Below are 16,514 nucleotides of genomic sequence, written 5' to 3'. Positions count from 1 at the left end.
TTAACAACAACTTATAGAAAAATAGCTCTCACTCAATTATCACCGCCAAACGCCAAATTTCAGACTGGTCACCAAAGTGATTCATAAGCGATCTTTTACTGTTCATATTTATCTATTTTGCAAAATATTGCGTTCAATTGTTATCGCTATAATCAGCGAGATTTCATAAATAACAATAACTAAGCACGTACACATTCATAAAGGTATATGAACATGTTCAATAGTATTCGCACACAAATTGCTGTCAGCGCGGGGGTGGCGATGGCCTTCACCCTATTGATCGCGATGGGGATGACAACCAACGCTTTTACCAAAGTTAACCAACAGATTTCCAGCAAGGTTTCTGACCAGCTGACTGAAGCCACCACTTCTCACTTACGTTCTACCGCTTCAGAACAAGGTAAAACTATCGCCAATGAGCTGTTTCCCGTCACTCGTAGCTTAAGCCAATTACGCTCAATTATGGAGCAAAGTGCCCAAGATCATGCCGGAGCTGATGCACTGGTTAATCATTTTACGGCGGCGCTAAAAGCCCAAGATGAAGCGGTTTTTGCCGGTTACATGGTATTTGAAGAAAAAACCTGGCCGCTGGAAAGTGAAGCAAAAGCAGGAAGCGCTTTCAACGAAAACGGCGTATTGGCGCCTTTTTTCTCTCCTAATAATCAAGGCAGTTTTGATGCTTTGGGCATGGCAAGCTTTTCCAACACTGCCATGAATGCAAATGGTGAGCGCGTCGACGATTGGCACCTAATGCCGTATCAAACGGGTCGCACCTTCGTGATGGAACCTTACATGTACCCTGTGCGTGGCAAGCAGGAACTGATCACCACCATCAGCCAACCAATCAAAGTCAACGGCAAGATCATTGGTTCATTGGGTTTCGATCTGGCACTGACCCAATTACAAGCGCAGAGCCAATCACTCGCGAGTGATCTATTTGAAGGCGAAGGCAATATCATCATCGCTTCTTGGAAAGGGGCAACGCTGGCTAACGCTAATCTACCCGCAACTGTCGGTAAAAAAGTCCCGAGCCAGTTATACAATCAATGGTCAAAAATCCAAAACCTCGCCTCAGGTACAGCGATTGGTATGATGACGCAAAACGGCCAAGAGTACGCCATCACTTCTGTTAACACCTCTGGTGCAGCATGGATTGTTATCGTGTCAGTACCAACTCATGTATTGCAAAAAAGCATTGCCGACTTCAATAGTTGGAATAGCGAGATGAATAGCCAAGCGATCCAGCAAGGCGTGACCGCCGGCATTTTAGCGATGCTATTTGGGGTAGCCGCAATGACCTTTATTGCGCACTCACTAGGCAAAGTACTAGGCAACTTAGTGGAGCGTTTTAAAGATGTCGCACAAGGCGATGGCGATCTGACTTATCGCTTAGAAGTAAAAGGCAAAGATGAAACCGCCCAGCTATCACATTGGTTCAACGCCTTCCTAAGCCGTATGCAAGAGATGTTACGATCGGCTAAAGAGACCGCGGTTCAAGTGGATTCGAGCGCTCGCAAAGGCCAAGAGAGTGCAGATATATCGAAAGATAAGCTCAACGGTCAGCTAAATGAAGTCAATTCACTGGCAACGGCCATCAATGAAATGACCGCAGCGGCGCAAGAAGTTGCCAACTCAGCGGTACAAGCTGCAACAGCGGCAAGCCAAGTCCAATCTAATAGCCAAAATGGTATGACACGCATGGATAATGCAGCACATGCCGTTGAGGCATTGGCGCAGCAAGTCAACAATGCCCAAGTGCAAACACTGAGTTTGGCGGAATCGAGCGCAAGCATTCAAGGTATTCTGTCTGAAATTGGCGGCATTGCTGAACAGACCAACTTATTAGCACTGAATGCAGCGATTGAAGCGGCACGCGCAGGTTCTGCTGGCCGTGGTTTTGCCGTGGTTGCGGATGAGGTACGTAACTTAGCCAACCGCACTCAAAGCTCTACTGAAGAGATTCGTAGCATGCTGGCACATCTAGAGCGTGACACCCAGACGATTGTTGAATTGATGGAGCAGAGCCAAGAACAAGCGGCCGATACCAAGGATGAAACCCAAGCAGCGCAAACGGCCTTAGCGGAGATCAACCAAGCGATTGATGTGATTAACGACATGAATAACCAAATCGCCTCTGCTGCTGAAGAACAGAGTTTGGTCGCAGAAGAGATCAACCGTAACGTGGTGATCATTAACGACACCGCCGTTGATGTGATGGACACAATGACGACGTCTGTTGATATCAGCAATGAGTTGTCAGGACGCGCCTCTGATCTTCACGATGAGTTGAACAAATTTAAGATCTGAGTTTACCCTCATGCTACAAATCGCAGCGCCCAATTGGGCGCTGTTTTTTATTTCGCTATCTCGAAGGAAGCAAAGAACATGGCCTAGATATACTCATCACTGAGGCTGACCTTCAATTATTTTTACCCCTGCCGGAATATCAACCCAAGATTGTTTTTCTTTCACCCACACGTGCACTGTTGGGGCAAATAGTGAGTCATCGGCCAAGTTCACCGGTTTAAGCTTGAGTTTGATTAACTGCGGATGCTCGGGATCAAAATGATAAATACGGTTACCACACCCACCACAAAACTTGGCGCAATTGACATTGCCACTGTCTGCGGGCCGGCTCCAATCTGACATCTCACCATGAAAATCAATATCTTCCGCTTTCACTACTGCTGTAACGCTAAATGGCGCTGTAGAGAGCTTCTGGCACTCTTTACAATGGCATGCAGCCACCATTTGCGGTGCCGCTTTTAATTGGTAGGAAACTTGGCCACATTGGCACTGTGCTGTAATTGGGTAAGTCATATCTATTCCTTTATCTATGACGATCATTCATCGCTTGTGGCACATCACTATCGCAATAATACCCAGTAATTTTCAAGCACAATGATTATTTATATGACCTAACTCAAGCGAGTCAGTCTTAAACGCTCTGTTTCCACCATCGCTTTCCCGCTTAAAGTTTTTGCTTTGTTATCAACATTAAAAACCGCATCAATGATGTTTGTGCATCACGATTTAATAATCGGCAAGCGGCGGTTAAATCCGCAGTTGTTGTGGGCTGGATGCCTTTGATATCGAGCGCAACATCAAGTTCTGTTATGTGTAGTGCACGAGTAATAGCGCGAAACTGAGACAGTTTCATATCCGATTCGCCTCGTTCGATACGCTGATAAGTTTTTAAGCTCATACCCGCAATCTCGGCAATTTCCACGCGTGTCATACTGGCTGATTTACGTCTATTAATTAGAACCATCACTATAGGGTCAATCATCACAAGCTCCTAAAAAGGACAGATTTGACCTATCTAACGCAATAAGCAGACCATGTTGACCACCCCATATTTACCCCCTATTCCACTGTTCGCACAATGCGCTGATTTTTAAACAGTTAGCATCGAACCGTTGGTATTAAATGAACAAGAATAATGAAATTTTTGATGCAGAGTGCAATGAGTCACTTCGCAATTTGCGACTCCTTATTGCAAAATTAATTAACGACATTGAGCAAATTGCGATGGATTCACAAGATGAATCTTTAACGCGAATTAAACAGTCTCAATACCGCTTATTGAAATACAAAGAGCTATTATTGCACTTACCTCACATTGATGAGAGTGAGCTGCTGTTTGCTCGTACTGAACTGTCAAAAAACGAAAAGCAAATAGCAAAACTCGGTTTTGAAGCGCTGACGTTTGCTATTGATGAGCTAGACAAACAACTGACTTAGTCATTGAAACAAAAAAAGCCGAGTAAAATCGGCTTTTTTAAACGATAGAAGATTTCGCGTTAGTCGATCACTAACGAACCATCGGCATTGAACTTCCAACAATCACCATAAGCAACTTCCCACAGATGACCATCAGGATCGGCAAAATAACCACTATAACCACCCCAGAATACATCTTGAGCGGACTTTTCAATTGTGCCACCAGCCTTCGCTGCCACCGTTAGTATTTCATCAACTTCACCGCGGCTACGCGTATTATGTGCGATCGTTACACCCGTAAACCCTTCGCGGTAACCAACGTATTTATTAGAAATGTCACGCGCGAGAGCATTGATCGGATATAAAGCTAAGCAGACGCCACCGGTTTTGAAAAATACAATGCCTTCCGCTGGAGAATAAGTGGTTGGGAAACCAAGTGCTGTATAGAAGTTATACGATGTCTCTAGATCTTTTACGCCAAGCGTAATAATGCTGATACGAGGTTCCATTTTAGCTCACTCTGTTGAAATGGCGATCCATGATGAACGTTAAATTCAACCGTCATTTTGATGGTGAACTAACCTTATCAACGCCAAAGTTTATCTCAATTGTGTGAAGTGTAACCACATTTTAGCCATGCGGAAACCCAAATTTGCCAACAAAATCAAAATTACAGGGGCAAATCCAAAACCCACACTGTAGACATTTCATTTGCTTTACAAACCAAAAAACGCCCTAAGCTCGTAAGAGCCATAGGCGCAGTCAATGCTAATGAACTATCACGCTTTACAATAAATACGCGCTTCTCTTGGGGTATAGATACCAAATGTAATAACATCAAGCAAAACGTTAACAAACGTTTTTTGCACTTCAACTTTTGCGACTTTATCCCCACCGCCACATACGCCTGCAGCATCGATTTCTTGCCCTTGAGCTAGGCCATCAATAAAGAAGTGTTGTGATTGTTTTGACGTTGGTGTGTTGCTTACTGCCGAATTCGTATCCGATGACATAACGAATGTCTGCTGGGCACAACCCGTAGCCGTTAGAGATAGTATAATAGTCAGTATTAATTTTTTCATGATTTACTCCAAAACATATCAAACAATGAACGAACCAGAAGTCCTCTAGCCGCTGGTGATGCATATTGTTTCAGAGCTGATTTATTATTTCTGTATGTGATTGTCAGCGAGCGAATGACATAACGGAAAACAAAGGGTAAACACTGCGCCTTTTAACACGTCACTACGGCCAACTTTAATTGCCATATCATGCTGCTCACAAATTTTTTTCACAATCGAAAGCCCTAGTCCATGGCCACTTTTTGCTTTATTTCTCGATTGATTCGCAACATAAAAAGGTTCAAACAACTGAGCGTGATGTTTTTTTTCTACGCCAGGTCCATCATCATGAATGGAAACAAAAAGGTATTCATCACTTGGATCGAGAATAATCGTGATTTTCTGATCGGCAAATTTGATTGCATTACGGACGATGTTATCCAAAGCTCGCTTAAACAATTTTCGGTCACCACAAATCACCGTCTCACTCAACGAATTGTTTATGCGGTTAATCTCTAACTTAGTTTCTCGTCGCCAAGATTTTATCAATTCATTCAAAAAACCATCGATTACTATGTCTTCTTTGGACAATTCCAATCGGCGGCTATCAAGTTTGGCGTAATACAAAAGCTCATCCACCATTTGCTCCATTTCCTCAGTATCATCAACAATACTGCGAATCGTTGATGATTGTCGATAATCTAGAGGCGTCTCTTTTAATAACTCAGCCTGCCACTGAATCCGAAAGATTGGTGTACGCAACTCATGGGCAATAGCGTTAGTCAACGCTCGATTACTTTCTATTAAGCTATGAATTCGATCAGCCATAACATTAAACGATTTATTTAATGTTCCTATCGCATTTCCTGACGTAGTCAGAGCACGAGAAGATAGATTTCCAGAGGCAAAATCGAGCGTCACTTTTTCTAATTTTTTAACTCGACGAAAAATAACGGTGAGATGCCCTAAACCATATAAGATGAAACTAGCAATGAAAAACAGCCACACTAAATCAGTTTCAAATTGAACATTTTGATGTAGTGAACTTTCTTCATCGGGGCTATAGCGAAATACTCTTTCCTCTCCGGTTAAACGAAACCATAGATCTCTGTCTCCATCTAAAAAGACCCGAGCAGCATTATTTTCACCAAAAAAAACAGCTATAGGTTGTGGTAAATCATCACTTGGGGAATATGTCGTTAAAATATGCCTTGTCGTATTCGCAAACTGATTAATGGCATCAATCGCAGCCTCCGAACCTTGATTATCCGCAATTTGTTGCACCATTTGTTGATATGCAATCGCTTCATAATCTTCTAACAGGTCCTCATAGTTCGTGGTTAAGTATGAAACTGAAATTTCATAAGCGATGACCCCAGAAAAAAAACAGGCCAGCAAGACCAAAATCGACTCCAAGTAAATACGTCGCATTGTTATCACTCCCTTTACTCGCTATGGTTGAATGGCGAATTACCATGCTGTAGAGACAAACAGGTAGCCCTTACCTCTTACCGTTTGTATTTTCTCAGCAGAGGCAGAGTCATCGCCTAGCAGCTTTCTCAGCCTAACCACCTTATTATCGATAGAACGATCAAACCCATCATATTCAATACCACGTAACTCTCTAGTTAACTGTTCTCGCGATATAGGTATATCGGGGCTAGTCGCTAACAACCAAAGAAGGTCAAACTCACTATCCGTTAACGGTATTACTTCTCCTTGAAACTCACACCGCTTATATCTTTTTTTTAGTGTTAATTGGCGATATTCGATCTCATCCGAATTCTTCGCTTCCGGTAAGACCGCTTGCCGACGCAATAATGTGCGTACACGAGCTAATAGCACCCTCGGTTTTACGGGTTTCATTACATAATCATCCGCGCCAGTTTCAAGGCCCGCAACATGATCAAAGTCATCATCACTCGCAGTTAATATCAATACTTTACCGTTATAATGTGCGCGAATTTGGCGACAAATAGTCAAACCATCCATGACTGGCAACATTAAGTCCAGCAGCACAATATCAGGTTGTTCATCAATGATGTATTGCACAGAATCCGCACCATCATCTCGAGTGTTAACAGAAAATCCTTGAGTAACAAAATAATCTTCCAACATACTTTGGAGCTTTAAATCATCCTCAACAATAAGCATTCTTGGTAGTGACATTGAATAATTCGCCTTTTCTTTTTCTCAGATTTCTGTTCAATTCTAAAGCCATTGTATCTACATAGAATTACATTTCCATACCAATCCAAGACAGAAAAATACAATCCGACACATTAACATCCCACTCATCAACATGACTGGGGACAAAAATGAACTATTTAAAAAAATCGATGCTATTCATTCCACTTGTTATTCTTGCTGGCTGCAACACATCTTCAAGCAAAACAAATTCAGTACAAAAAATCGTAGCGAAACCATTAACCAACTACGTTTATTCAGATAAAAAAGCTGACAAGTTAATGGAAGAAAGAAAACAAATCATCGAATCGATAAAAGTGACTTACAAAGGTAAAGCATACCACAATGTGAAATTTGCTGAAGCAATTGACTCAGAGCAGGTTGTTGTAAAATTAGTTGACGTTAACGATCATGAAATTGATCTCTTGTTCGATATAGAGGGCAACAAACAATGCCATATTTATGAGCAACCAAACATAGAATCCTTCCCATGCTCGGACGTATACCGTTCAGAAAACAGTACTACAACATTAATCGATGCAAAGACCATTGATAGCCATATTGAGGTAAAAGTTGAGTACAACAATGAACTCTCTGAACTGATTAGCAGCATTGGTTCTACCGTTTTAACTGCGTCTCAAAACGGTAATCATATTGATATCATAACTTCATTTGCTTTCGACGACTTCTACCAAGATGTGCTCAAGACCAAAGCTGCAGACAATCACTCTACGCTAGGCGCAACCACCTATTTACAACTCGAGGAGATCATTGAACAGTACAGAGGTAGTGATATGACTTTGAAATTCAATAACCGCATTGGGGGTAGTGCCGACGATGACATTAATCTCTATTCAGCGGTCATGATTCATAAAAATAACCTCATCACGATGGTGACACCCACAGGGTCAGTGTTTTCCGGGGGAACCGATTTATTCGCTGCAGGCAAAGAGCGCATCTTACAAAAGACCAATAAAAACGTAGCCATTGAGGCAAATAAACAAATCGGTGTACACAGTTGGAGTGATGGCAAACAATCAGCCAAAGAGATCCCATATACTGATGAAAGCCATCGTAAGCAAGCAACATTCTGCCAGATGGTCCTCGGTGATAAGGGGGTTGATTTTTACCTCTTCACACTCAATGCTGCACCTTTCAACGGCGCTCACTGGATAACAAAATCCGATTCCGATAAATATAACTTTATTACTCGAATCGAATAACAAATAACTTCCATTATAACGCCGAATTAAGAATACATCTTATATATTGAGAAATTCAAACTGATAGATTGCCACTTAGGGCTTTTTACATTTTATTGACTCCATATAAGTAAAACTGACAACTCGGCTCAAATTTAAGACAGACAAATGTGATAAAACACTCCACATAAACAATTCAGTTAATGGCATAAATTCATTTTTCCATTACTATTTCTCTATTTATTGCACAATATATAGAACTAAACATAACTTGATATTAAATGTAATGAATATTCGACTGAAAAAGCGCAATGATTGACTAGGAGTTCACTGTGCCACGAGCCATTTTATTCGCGACATTACTGATGACTGTGACTGGTTGTACTAGCCAAATCGTTAGCCTCGATACCCATGTTCAATCCTACGTGGATTCCAACATCATAGACGCGCAAACGTTATATCTGACGCCAAGTCGCAAGGCGCTGGGCCTGTTTGAGACTAAAATCTACGCATGGCAAGAAACGCAAACCAAACTTGATAACGGCGAAACTCAACACGCATTCTCCGATCCCTATCGAGACTGCATCATCACGTGGGTCGCCGATTCTGATGGTATTATTACTCGTGGGTGGTATCTAGGTGACGACTGCTAATACCAATCAGGATAAGTAAGTGGTCAGAAATTTGCGCAAGAAAAATCGCTTAGAACTAGGCGTAGATTACCGTTAACTAGTTATTCTAATTACAAAATCTACAACAACGTTATCAGTGGTTTTAATCAGCAAGAATGATCAAAGACTTATGTTGAACGGTATCAGTCATCGTTGTTATAACATGTCACTTGTGACGACGCGCTGTGATCAGATCGCTAGCGGCGCAGTTAGATGGGAACCAAGGAGCTATTTTGATTGTTGTTGCTCGATTTTCTTTTCCTCATGAAGCACACATAGCCAAAGCCAGCCTCGATTGTGCAGGAATTGAGTGTTATCTCGCTGATGAGCACACCGTGAATGCGCAATGGCTTTATTCCAATGCCATTGGCGGAGTCCGTCTCATGGTACACGAAACGGATATAACGGTTGCTAGTGAGCTACTCAACAGTGATTTTTCACACTTACTCAGCAACGGTGAAGACGCAGCTTCTACAAAAAGAGAACGCTGTTCATGCTGTGGCAGCACTGACATTTATGCCTTTACACAAGGAAAACGCACCGCTTTTGTTGTCTTTATCTTGCTTGGCTTTCCACTCTTCTTTTACAAGCATGGCTACAAGTGCCATCAATGTGGCCAATTTAGCGATAAGTTAGGCGAATAACAAAGAGAACATCATGATGAGCCACGTGCAAAAGATTAGCCTTTTAAGCTTGTTACTGCTGCCTACAGTCGCTTATGCGAACGTGGTTTGGCCTGCCCTCTATTTGGAGGTTCGCCTTTTTTCTTGGTGGGCAATTAGCGCCGGTCTCGTGCTCGAAACGCTTTTTGTTCGCTATTATTTCTCTTTACCCGCTAAACGAGCTTTCGTTGCAACTCTCGCCGCCAATATAGTTTCCGCGCTATTAGGCATTGTATTGATTCCTTTGGCGGGACTGCTTTGGGAATTCTTCCCTGCCTCGATCATTAACTCACTTCTCGGCTGGGGCACATTTAACCCCATCACCTGGGGAGCTACATTTCTATTGGGTTGCTTGGTCAACAGCATCCTAGAAGGACTCGTATATAAAAAGTGGTTTGTGGCCAATCTTCAGCTAAAAAGTACTGCTTTTTTATGGCTATTGGCGGTAAATTCACTCAGTGTCACAATGGCCTTTATCAGCTTATGGATAGAACCGTTGGTCTTATAATCTAGCCGTTTCCCTGTCGTATTTACCTTCGTTACCTCGATCAATCCACCATTCTGTTCGCTCTCTTACTCATTGCTTAAATAAATTTTTTGCTACCAATCTGTGATCTTCAATTAGACATTTAAATATGGATCGCATTTTTTTGTAAAGAAATGCAACTACATGTCGATATCTTAACCGTGTTGGACATCTCTACGAATGGAAGTCATCGCCGAATAGGGTAAGCAGGCGTAAAACCTCACAATAACGACATGCTATAAAAAGGCAGATCAACCAATGAAATTAAATTCAATTAGCATCAAGCAAAAGGTGGTGGCAGGAATCACCTTAGCCGTGCTTTCATCCACAATTATTATGGGCGTCATCGCCCAGAAACAGTCTCGTAGCTTACTTGAACACCACCTTATAGAAATTGAGCTTCCGTCGATCCTTGACGACATTAGTAATCAGATCGACCGTGAAGTAAGCGAAATGCTGCTGGCAGCTGAACAAATCACCAATAACGAGTTTATCAAACACGCCGTCGATGGCACTGAAATCGATGCCAGTGTACAAGCGATGTTAGTCCAAGAACTCAAGAACGTTCGTCAGCAGTACGACCTAAATGATGCCTCGGTTGCAAACCGAGAAACGGCTTATTACTGGAACCAAGACGGCTTCTTACGTCAGCTAAACCAACAACAAGATGGTTGGTTTTTTGGCTTTACTCAATCGGGTAATGCAACCTCTGTCAGTATCTTTCAAGAGCCAAATGGCGATGTGAAAATGTTCACCAATTTTCAGCTATTGCACGGCTTAACCATGGCTGGTCTATCTAAATCAATGGATGACATGGTGTCGCTACTTAACAATTTTAGAATTGAGCAAAGTGGCTTTGTCTTCCTTACGGACGCAAATGGCAACATCAAAATTCATCGTGATGGCAACGCAACACGCAGCTCTTTGGATAATCTTTACGGCGTTGGTACTGCGAAACTACTTAATAAGTCAGGTTTCAATCTCATCGAAGCGGAATACCAAGGCGAACAGGTCTTTGTTTCGAGCACCTACGTTCCATCCATGGATTGGTTCGTTGTCGGCGTGGTTCCTGTTGAAGAAGTGTTTGCTGATCTTGCCGCAGTAGCAAAACAAATGATGCTCACCACCGCCTTTATTGCGGTGCTATTTATCATCATGGGTGTGTTACTCGCCAACAGCATTACTCGCCCGATTCGTGCTATCGCAGCGCGTTTTAGCGACTTAGGCAAAGGGGATGGGGATTTATCACAACGTATTGAAATTAAGAGTAGTGATGAAATCGGCCAATTGTCAGAAGGCTTTAACGGCTTTATTGAAAAGATCCACCAATCGATGAAAGAGGTTGCATCCACCAGTCATGCACTGCAATCTGCGGCGGATAATGTGTCTAACCGAGCCAACTCAACCTACGACAATAGCCAGCTGCAACGCGACCAAACGATTCAAGTGGTCACTGCGATCAATCAGATGGGCGCAACCATTAGTGAAATCGCCTCAAACGCTGCAACCGCGGCAGATACCGCAGCGCTCGCCTCTGATAATACTCAGATGGGGCAAAACGTCGTCAACAAGGCGAAAAATGTGATCAGCCGTTTAGCCGCAGACATCGACCATACTGGCCAAGTCGTGGGGCAGCTAGCGTCAACTACTCAAGAGATCGGTTCAATTTTGGATGTTATCCGTGATATTTCAGATCAAACGAATCTACTTGCATTGAACGCAGCGATTGAAGCAGCACGCGCGGGTGAGCAAGGCCGTGGATTTGCGGTTGTTGCAGATGAAGTTCGCAACCTAGCGAGCCGCACCGCATCTTCTACCGACGAAATTCAGAAGATGATTAACCAGCTACAAGGTGACGCGAAAGACGCGGTAACCGCAATGGAAGCGGGCAAGGCGCTGACTTATGAAGGCGTGTCATCGTCTGACGAAGCGGCCGAAGTTCTGACTCATATCTCGGAGCGTATTCACGATATTACCGATCGTAATACCCAAGTTGCAACGGCAACCGAAGAGCAGTCAACCGTGGTTTATACCATCAACAACAATATCGAAGAGATCAACGCGATCAATGAAGCAACCACAGGGACAGCAGAGGAATTGGCTTTAGCTAGTGGAGAACTCAAAGAGCTTTCTCAACGTTTAGATACCATGGTGGGTAGCTTTAAGCTGTAGCGTTTACAATACAACGCTTTTAATACACCAAAGCCTCGCACCGCGAGGCTTTTTAATGCTAATCAGACTAAGAAGATGATTAGCAGTGGGGGCATGCTTTTGATTTCTGAAGATAATCAATCACATTACCATGCTTATCCAGAGTCAGATCACAGCACTCTTCAAACAGCTTTTTAAGCTCTGTACGGCTCTTTTGCACGCGAGATTTCAGTGTGGAGTAGCTGACACCTTGCTGCTCGGCCAACTCTTTTTGACTAACACCACCAAGCTCAACACTTCCGAGAAGTTCAGCACTCGACTCTGGCAATGCTTGAATAAATGGCGCAATACAATTTGCCAGTTCTTGCTCAACACTTTCAGGCACTTGTTCAAACCATAAATCATCCGCTTGTAGATCATTATCGCGTTGAGTACGAGCACGCTTGCGATAAAAATCGATAATGGTTCGCTGCGCCAATTGAAACAACCAAGACTTCACGCTTGATTCATTTTGTACATCCGCCAAGCTTTGGTAGGTCTTGATCAAAATCTCTTGTTGTAGGTCTTCAACGTCTGCCTCATTAGCGACTTTACTATGCAAAAACGCTTTCAATGAATGCTGGTATTGGCGCCATACCTCATCAAGATTCAGTAAATTATTGGCATTTTTCATCAGCGCAGCATTCCGCTTGTAAAAAACCAATCACGCCTTCTAAGCATTGATATTCCGCCACACAATACAGAGTTCGCCCTTCGCGACGTTGACTGATCAAACCGGCTGAAGCAAGGCTGGCAATATGATGAGATAACGTGGAGCCAGGAATATCTAATTGCTCTTGTAATCCACCCACCGCAATGCCTTGATACCCTGCTTTCACCACACTTTTGTAGATAGATAAACGGGTTGGATGGCCAAGCTCTTTTAACGCTTTAGCAACAGCTTCGAGTTCCATTGTATTCACCGATTAGTTTGCTTCGATTTACTATATATTTCCAAAATAATCGAAATATAACTAAAAAGCAATCTCGTTACTTCAAATCGCGGATGTAGGGAAAAGTTTCATTGGAACTATTTCCACTAAGTTGAAACTCTAATGAGAGCCGGTCACAACCAACTTTTGGACAGAAATGAGTCAGTGAATTCGCTAAATTAGTAATGAATACATTACTACAGGTATGGAAAAGTGAAAAAGCTCACTGTCAGAGGTTCGATAGCAATAGAGAGAACGAAACCGATCCTACAGGTACCAGCAAACAATCCCACAACAAATAACCCGCAGACAGCGTGCTTTCTGTTTAATTGCGAACTAATGGAACTACTTCTTTGCTTTCTGTTTTACATTCCACAAGAAATGACTTGGATTAGCAGTGACTTTTGATTTGTAGTCGTGGTGTGACTTCAGAGCATTCAACCCCGCAACGCCAGTAGCAATCAAACTAGCCCCGCCAGTCACAATGCTAAACCCTAAGCCAGCAACGGCAATACCAGCTTCAGCAAAATGTGTTCGTTTTAACTGCTTCACTTGTGGGGCTATCTGGTGCATCTGTACTTCGAATAGTTCATGCTGAGTATCTTCGATAATTGCTTTCACACGACTAGGGTCAGTTTCATTCCTTGCTTCACGTAGCCCTTTTTCTAATTCAGCACGGAACGACTGGAATGCTTCACCGTCGTTGTTTCGAATAGACATCAAATCAGCAGAGGATACTTGTTCCATGAATGGCACGTCCATCTGTAGCGCACAATTTAATGTATTGGCTTGAATATCAGTACTACCGACATTCATGTTAAGTAGATTGCTTTCAAACGGATGCTCCGTACCAAACATGCAGCCGAGGTATTCTGATAACGCTACACGCTTGCTGAGGTCAATGTAATGATTTCTCGCAGTTTGATTTACAGATTGATATACCCAAGCATCAAAATCAGCTTTACTGGGTGGCACAGAAGACTTCTTTTGAATGAAGGTGAATAGGTTTTCTTTATCAGTCGGTTCAAATTCTGTTGGGTTTAATAGATAACCCATAGCGAAGCCGCTTTCCATGCCTTGGAAATGAATGCTGATGTTTCTACATGGGTATAGATCACGCATTACGAGCATTCGTCCATTATCGTTCTGAACACTTCGCACATCAACACTAGCTTTGTACTGTTCTAAGATGTTTGGAGGTAAGCAATCTTCAAATCCAACATCTGAGTAGAGTAGCTGTACTTCAGTGTCCCTTTCAAGTTCAAAAGTAACTGGGTACAGCTTAACGTAACCACCTGCTACTAACGGACGTAATTCAATCAATCGAACCGCTGCTTTGGTTAGTTTATGGCGGTCTACCTTTGGGGTTGAAGCCATGCCGATAAATGACGCCAGGGCTTCTGTAGCTTGAGTTCTAAAGTCAGTTAGTTCAAAGACTGGATCTGCAACTACAGCTTCTTCTAGATATAGTGCAGCCTGTTTTAGATGAGAAGTATGAGACAGGGTATCAGTTGCTAAGCAACTAACTACGCCCTGAGATTTGACCACATCACGTATTTCAGGCAGTACCTTTAAGCAGTATTCACGGTATTTAATAAGTTCCTGTTCGAGTACTGCATCTGAAAGGCCACTATAAAGTCTAGTAACGAGTGTACTATCAAGTAGCAATGAATCATTTAAGTAGTCGTATGCGTAGCTTCCCATGACTTCTGAATCCGTATTGATTAGGCATCGGTATTTTATCTAGTTTCGAGTGCTAAGTAACTGTTAATCCCGCCCTAGAGATAGAAGTCTATGATCTGACTCGCCGAGGTCAGTGTCTACGACTGTAGTGGCACAGTGAATTTGGTCACATAGTTGGATTAGGAAAAGTAAGTCAGATGAAGCTTTGGTGGTGGATGTGTTGAATCAGTCGAAACAAGGAATGGGGCACTTTCGAGCTAGAAAGTGCCTCGGATAAAAATTCAACCTGAGAAGTTCTTGGACAAGAATAAATCAGTGGTTTTGCTAAATTAGCATTCAATGGATTAGGTGAGGTATTGCAAAGCTTCAGATTGAATTGCTACGGTCATTTAATCTACTACATGTTTCCCAAATCACACAGCCACCACATTTGTGGTAGTTATGTGAGCCGAGGCATCTAGCACCAAATTGCTTTATGTTCGTCAATTTCCAAGCGATTAAGTTAGGTGTTAATTTAACCTTGAGTCAGCTCTATGCATGGTGCGGCTCTCTACTGTGATTAACAAAACTGGCAGCAATGACAACAGCATGACGATGGCTAGTGTAGAGATACTACTGACTCCCAAAACTCCCGATACAACAACTAGCAATGCGCCTCCAATCATTCTGAAAAAACCATCGATTGATGTTGCCAAACCAGCACAATACTTAAAAGGCTCAAGGGCAAGAGATGTAGCAGAGCCAGATAAGAGACTAAAGCCTGCGGCTCCCAATGCCGATAGAGCAAAGAACGCATTAGTCGCATTTGAGCTTATAAACAACAAACCCACGCCTCCGACAGTGATAACGGTGGCACCAAAACGCACAGTGTTCCTGCGGCCAAACGACTTCATCAATCTTGGTGCAATAAGGCTAGCTAATATTTGAACGCCGCCTATGACGCCAAACATAAGAGAGAACTGCACTTGAGAAAGCTCTCCTTCACTAATTGCAACAATTGGGGCAACCGAAATGTAAGTCAACAGTGCACCAAAACTGAGCATGTTAGCCAGTGAATACACCAAAAACGTACGATTGCTCAAGATGTCACGCACATTACATTTAAGTGCTTGTGTGTCCTTTACATCAACCGTATCTTTTACATTAACCGTAGCCATAACACTCTTCTTAGACTGAAGTGTTACCGCTGACATAATAAACAACAAGAGAGCTAAACCAGCCATGAGGTAGAAGCCACCTGTCCAACCCCACAAGAGAACCAACCCACTACCAATGAGCGGTGCAATAGTTGGTACCGCACTGGTTACACCCCCCATATAACTTAACCACTTGCCCGCGACGTCACCTTCGTAATTGTCTCGAACCCAAGCCATGGCAGTAATCATAGTGAATGAAGCGCCAACACCTTGAAGGGCTCGCGCTGCGTATAGAATCTCTAAAGAGGAAGATGCTACAACCAACAGGCTACCTACTGCATACATGATCAACCCAAACATGGCTGAGAACTTTCGCCCTTTGCGATCAGAAACGGGTCCCGCGATTAATTGACTAACACCGAGCGCCAAAACGTAAATCGAAATAGTTTGTCTTATTTCACTATCAGAGACAGCGAACGCTTCTATCATCTGTGGAAACGATGGCAAGTAGACATCAATAGCCAGTGGTCCCAAAGGTATG

17 protein-coding genes are annotated in these 16,514 nt (G+C 42.9%); 7 read left to right on the top strand and 10 right to left on the bottom strand.

Annotated elements, in window-relative coordinates:
- The first annotated feature begins 213 nt into the window (after window positions 1-213).
- The gene (locus RH88_RS15610) at window positions 214-2,307 is read left to right on the top strand and encodes a methyl-accepting chemotaxis protein (protein WP_005597740.1); all 2,094 of its coding nucleotides are present in this window, start codon (window positions 214-216) and stop codon (window positions 2,305-2,307) included.
- 96 nt (window positions 2,308-2,403) lie between these two features.
- On the opposite strand, the gene RH88_RS15605 is transcribed toward RH88_RS15610, so the two are convergent.
- Window positions 2,404-2,820 (bottom strand): GFA family protein, encoded by a 417-nt coding sequence (locus RH88_RS15605; RefSeq protein WP_005597739.1) that lies wholly within the window; start codon window positions 2,818-2,820, stop codon window positions 2,404-2,406.
- Window positions 2,821-2,971: 151 nt separating this feature from the next.
- Window positions 2,972-3,289, bottom strand: coding sequence for a helix-turn-helix domain-containing protein (locus RH88_RS15600; protein WP_005597738.1), 318 nt, complete (start codon window positions 3,287-3,289; stop codon window positions 2,972-2,974).
- A 140-nt stretch (window positions 3,290-3,429) separates the two neighbouring features.
- Here RH88_RS15600 and RH88_RS15595 point away from each other — a divergent pair, with 140 nt between their 5' ends.
- Complete coding sequence (locus RH88_RS15595) at window positions 3,430-3,744, top strand: hypothetical protein (protein WP_005597737.1); 315 nt, start codon at window positions 3,430-3,432, stop codon at window positions 3,742-3,744.
- A 59-nt stretch (window positions 3,745-3,803) separates the two neighbouring features.
- On the opposite strand, the gene RH88_RS15590 is transcribed toward RH88_RS15595, so the two are convergent.
- From RH88_RS15590 to RH88_RS15575, 4 genes are all read right to left on the bottom strand, one after another.
- Window positions 3,804-4,232, bottom strand: a complete 429-nt coding sequence (locus tag RH88_RS15590; RefSeq protein ID WP_005597736.1) for a VOC family protein — start codon at window positions 4,230-4,232, stop codon at window positions 3,804-3,806.
- A gap of 270 nt (window positions 4,233-4,502) precedes the next feature.
- A complete protein-coding gene (locus tag RH88_RS15585; protein WP_005597735.1) occupies window positions 4,503-4,805 on the bottom strand; it encodes a Bor family protein in 303 nt (100 codons plus the stop codon).
- 84 nt (window positions 4,806-4,889) lie between these two features.
- The gene (locus RH88_RS15580) at window positions 4,890-6,215 is read right to left on the bottom strand and encodes a sensor histidine kinase (RefSeq protein WP_005597734.1); all 1,326 of its coding nucleotides are present in this window, start codon (window positions 6,213-6,215) and stop codon (window positions 4,890-4,892) included.
- 39 nt (window positions 6,216-6,254) lie between these two features.
- Window positions 6,255-6,953 (bottom strand): response regulator, encoded by a 699-nt coding sequence (locus tag RH88_RS15575; protein WP_005597733.1) that lies wholly within the window; start codon window positions 6,951-6,953, stop codon window positions 6,255-6,257.
- A 149-nt stretch (window positions 6,954-7,102) separates the two neighbouring features.
- On the opposite strand from RH88_RS15575, the gene RH88_RS15570 reads away from it, so the two are divergent.
- From RH88_RS15570 to RH88_RS15550, 5 genes are all read left to right on the top strand, one after another.
- The gene (locus tag RH88_RS15570) at window positions 7,103-8,194 is read left to right on the top strand and encodes a hypothetical protein (protein WP_005597732.1); all 1,092 of its coding nucleotides are present in this window, start codon (window positions 7,103-7,105) and stop codon (window positions 8,192-8,194) included.
- A gap of 311 nt (window positions 8,195-8,505) precedes the next feature.
- A complete protein-coding gene (locus tag RH88_RS15565; RefSeq protein ID WP_005597731.1) occupies window positions 8,506-8,826 on the top strand; it encodes a hypothetical protein in 321 nt (106 codons plus the stop codon).
- Between the two features lie 251 nt (window positions 8,827-9,077).
- Complete coding sequence (locus RH88_RS15560) at window positions 9,078-9,488, top strand: putative signal transducing protein (RefSeq protein WP_005597729.1); 411 nt, start codon at window positions 9,078-9,080, stop codon at window positions 9,486-9,488.
- Window positions 9,489-9,501: 13 nt separating this feature from the next.
- Window positions 9,502-10,014, top strand: coding sequence for a hypothetical protein (locus RH88_RS15555; RefSeq protein ID WP_005597728.1), 513 nt, complete (start codon window positions 9,502-9,504; stop codon window positions 10,012-10,014).
- Window positions 10,015-10,290: 276 nt separating this feature from the next.
- Window positions 10,291-12,204: a methyl-accepting chemotaxis protein gene (locus tag RH88_RS15550; protein ID WP_005597727.1), complete on the top strand. Its 1,914-nt coding sequence runs from the start codon at window positions 10,291-10,293 to the stop codon at window positions 12,202-12,204.
- 79 nt (window positions 12,205-12,283) lie between these two features.
- Here the strand turns inward: RH88_RS15550 and sigZ are convergent, their stop codons facing one another.
- From sigZ to RH88_RS15530, 4 genes are all read right to left on the bottom strand, one after another.
- A complete protein-coding gene (sigZ, locus tag RH88_RS15545) occupies window positions 12,284-12,856 on the bottom strand; it encodes an RNA polymerase sigma factor SigZ (protein WP_005597726.1) in 573 nt (190 codons plus the stop codon).
- Entirely contained in the window at window positions 12,840-13,136 is a 297-nt protein-coding gene (locus RH88_RS15540) for an ArsR/SmtB family transcription factor (RefSeq protein WP_005597725.1), read from the bottom strand. The genes sigZ and RH88_RS15540 overlap by 17 nt, the downstream gene beginning before the upstream one ends.
- 363 nt (window positions 13,137-13,499) lie before the next feature.
- Window positions 13,500-14,858, bottom strand: coding sequence for a hypothetical protein (locus RH88_RS15535; RefSeq protein WP_005597724.1), 1,359 nt, complete (start codon window positions 14,856-14,858; stop codon window positions 13,500-13,502).
- A gap of 488 nt (window positions 14,859-15,346) precedes the next feature.
- The gene (locus tag RH88_RS15530; RefSeq protein WP_050798517.1) at window positions 15,347-16,513 is read right to left on the bottom strand and encodes a multidrug effflux MFS transporter; all 1,167 of its coding nucleotides are present in this window, start codon (window positions 16,511-16,513) and stop codon (window positions 15,347-15,349) included.
- Window position 16,514 lies beyond the last annotated feature (1 nt).

This window comes from Vibrio scophthalmi LMG 19158 (genome assembly GCF_000222585.1).
Lineage (GTDB): Bacteria > Pseudomonadota > Gammaproteobacteria > Enterobacterales > Vibrionaceae > Vibrio > Vibrio scophthalmi.
Note: the sequence above shows the minus strand (reverse complement) of the source record. Positions and strands in the feature narration are given on the sequence as shown.

Coding starts and splice junctions, on each gene's coding strand:
- sigZ (WP_005597726.1), bottom strand. CDS start 12,856: ATGAAAAATGCCAATAATTTACTGAATCTTGATGAGGTATGGCGCCAA.
- RH88_RS15595 (WP_005597737.1), top strand. CDS start 3,430: ATGAACAAGAATAATGAAATTTTTGATGCAGAGTGCAATGAGTCACTT.
- RH88_RS15600 (WP_005597738.1), bottom strand. CDS start 3,289: ATGATTGACCCTATAGTGATGGTTCTAATTAATAGACGTAAATCAGCC.
- RH88_RS15590 (WP_005597736.1), bottom strand. CDS start 4,232: ATGGAACCTCGTATCAGCATTATTACGCTTGGCGTAAAAGATCTAGAG.
- RH88_RS15550 (WP_005597727.1), top strand. CDS start 10,291: ATGAAATTAAATTCAATTAGCATCAAGCAAAAGGTGGTGGCAGGAATC.
- RH88_RS15585 (WP_005597735.1), bottom strand. CDS start 4,805: ATGAAAAAATTAATACTGACTATTATACTATCTCTAACGGCTACGGGT.
- RH88_RS15570 (WP_005597732.1), top strand. CDS start 7,103: ATGAACTATTTAAAAAAATCGATGCTATTCATTCCACTTGTTATTCTT.
- RH88_RS15555 (WP_005597728.1), top strand. CDS start 9,502: ATGATGAGCCACGTGCAAAAGATTAGCCTTTTAAGCTTGTTACTGCTG.
- RH88_RS15610 (WP_005597740.1), top strand. CDS start 214: ATGTTCAATAGTATTCGCACACAAATTGCTGTCAGCGCGGGGGTGGCG.
- RH88_RS15535 (WP_005597724.1), bottom strand. CDS start 14,858: ATGGGAAGCTACGCATACGACTACTTAAATGATTCATTGCTACTTGAT.
- RH88_RS15580 (WP_005597734.1), bottom strand. CDS start 6,215: ATGCGACGTATTTACTTGGAGTCGATTTTGGTCTTGCTGGCCTGTTTT.
- RH88_RS15575 (WP_005597733.1), bottom strand. CDS start 6,953: ATGTCACTACCAAGAATGCTTATTGTTGAGGATGATTTAAAGCTCCAA.
- RH88_RS15605 (WP_005597739.1), bottom strand. CDS start 2,820: ATGACTTACCCAATTACAGCACAGTGCCAATGTGGCCAAGTTTCCTAC.
- RH88_RS15540 (WP_005597725.1), bottom strand. CDS start 13,136: ATGGAACTCGAAGCTGTTGCTAAAGCGTTAAAAGAGCTTGGCCATCCA.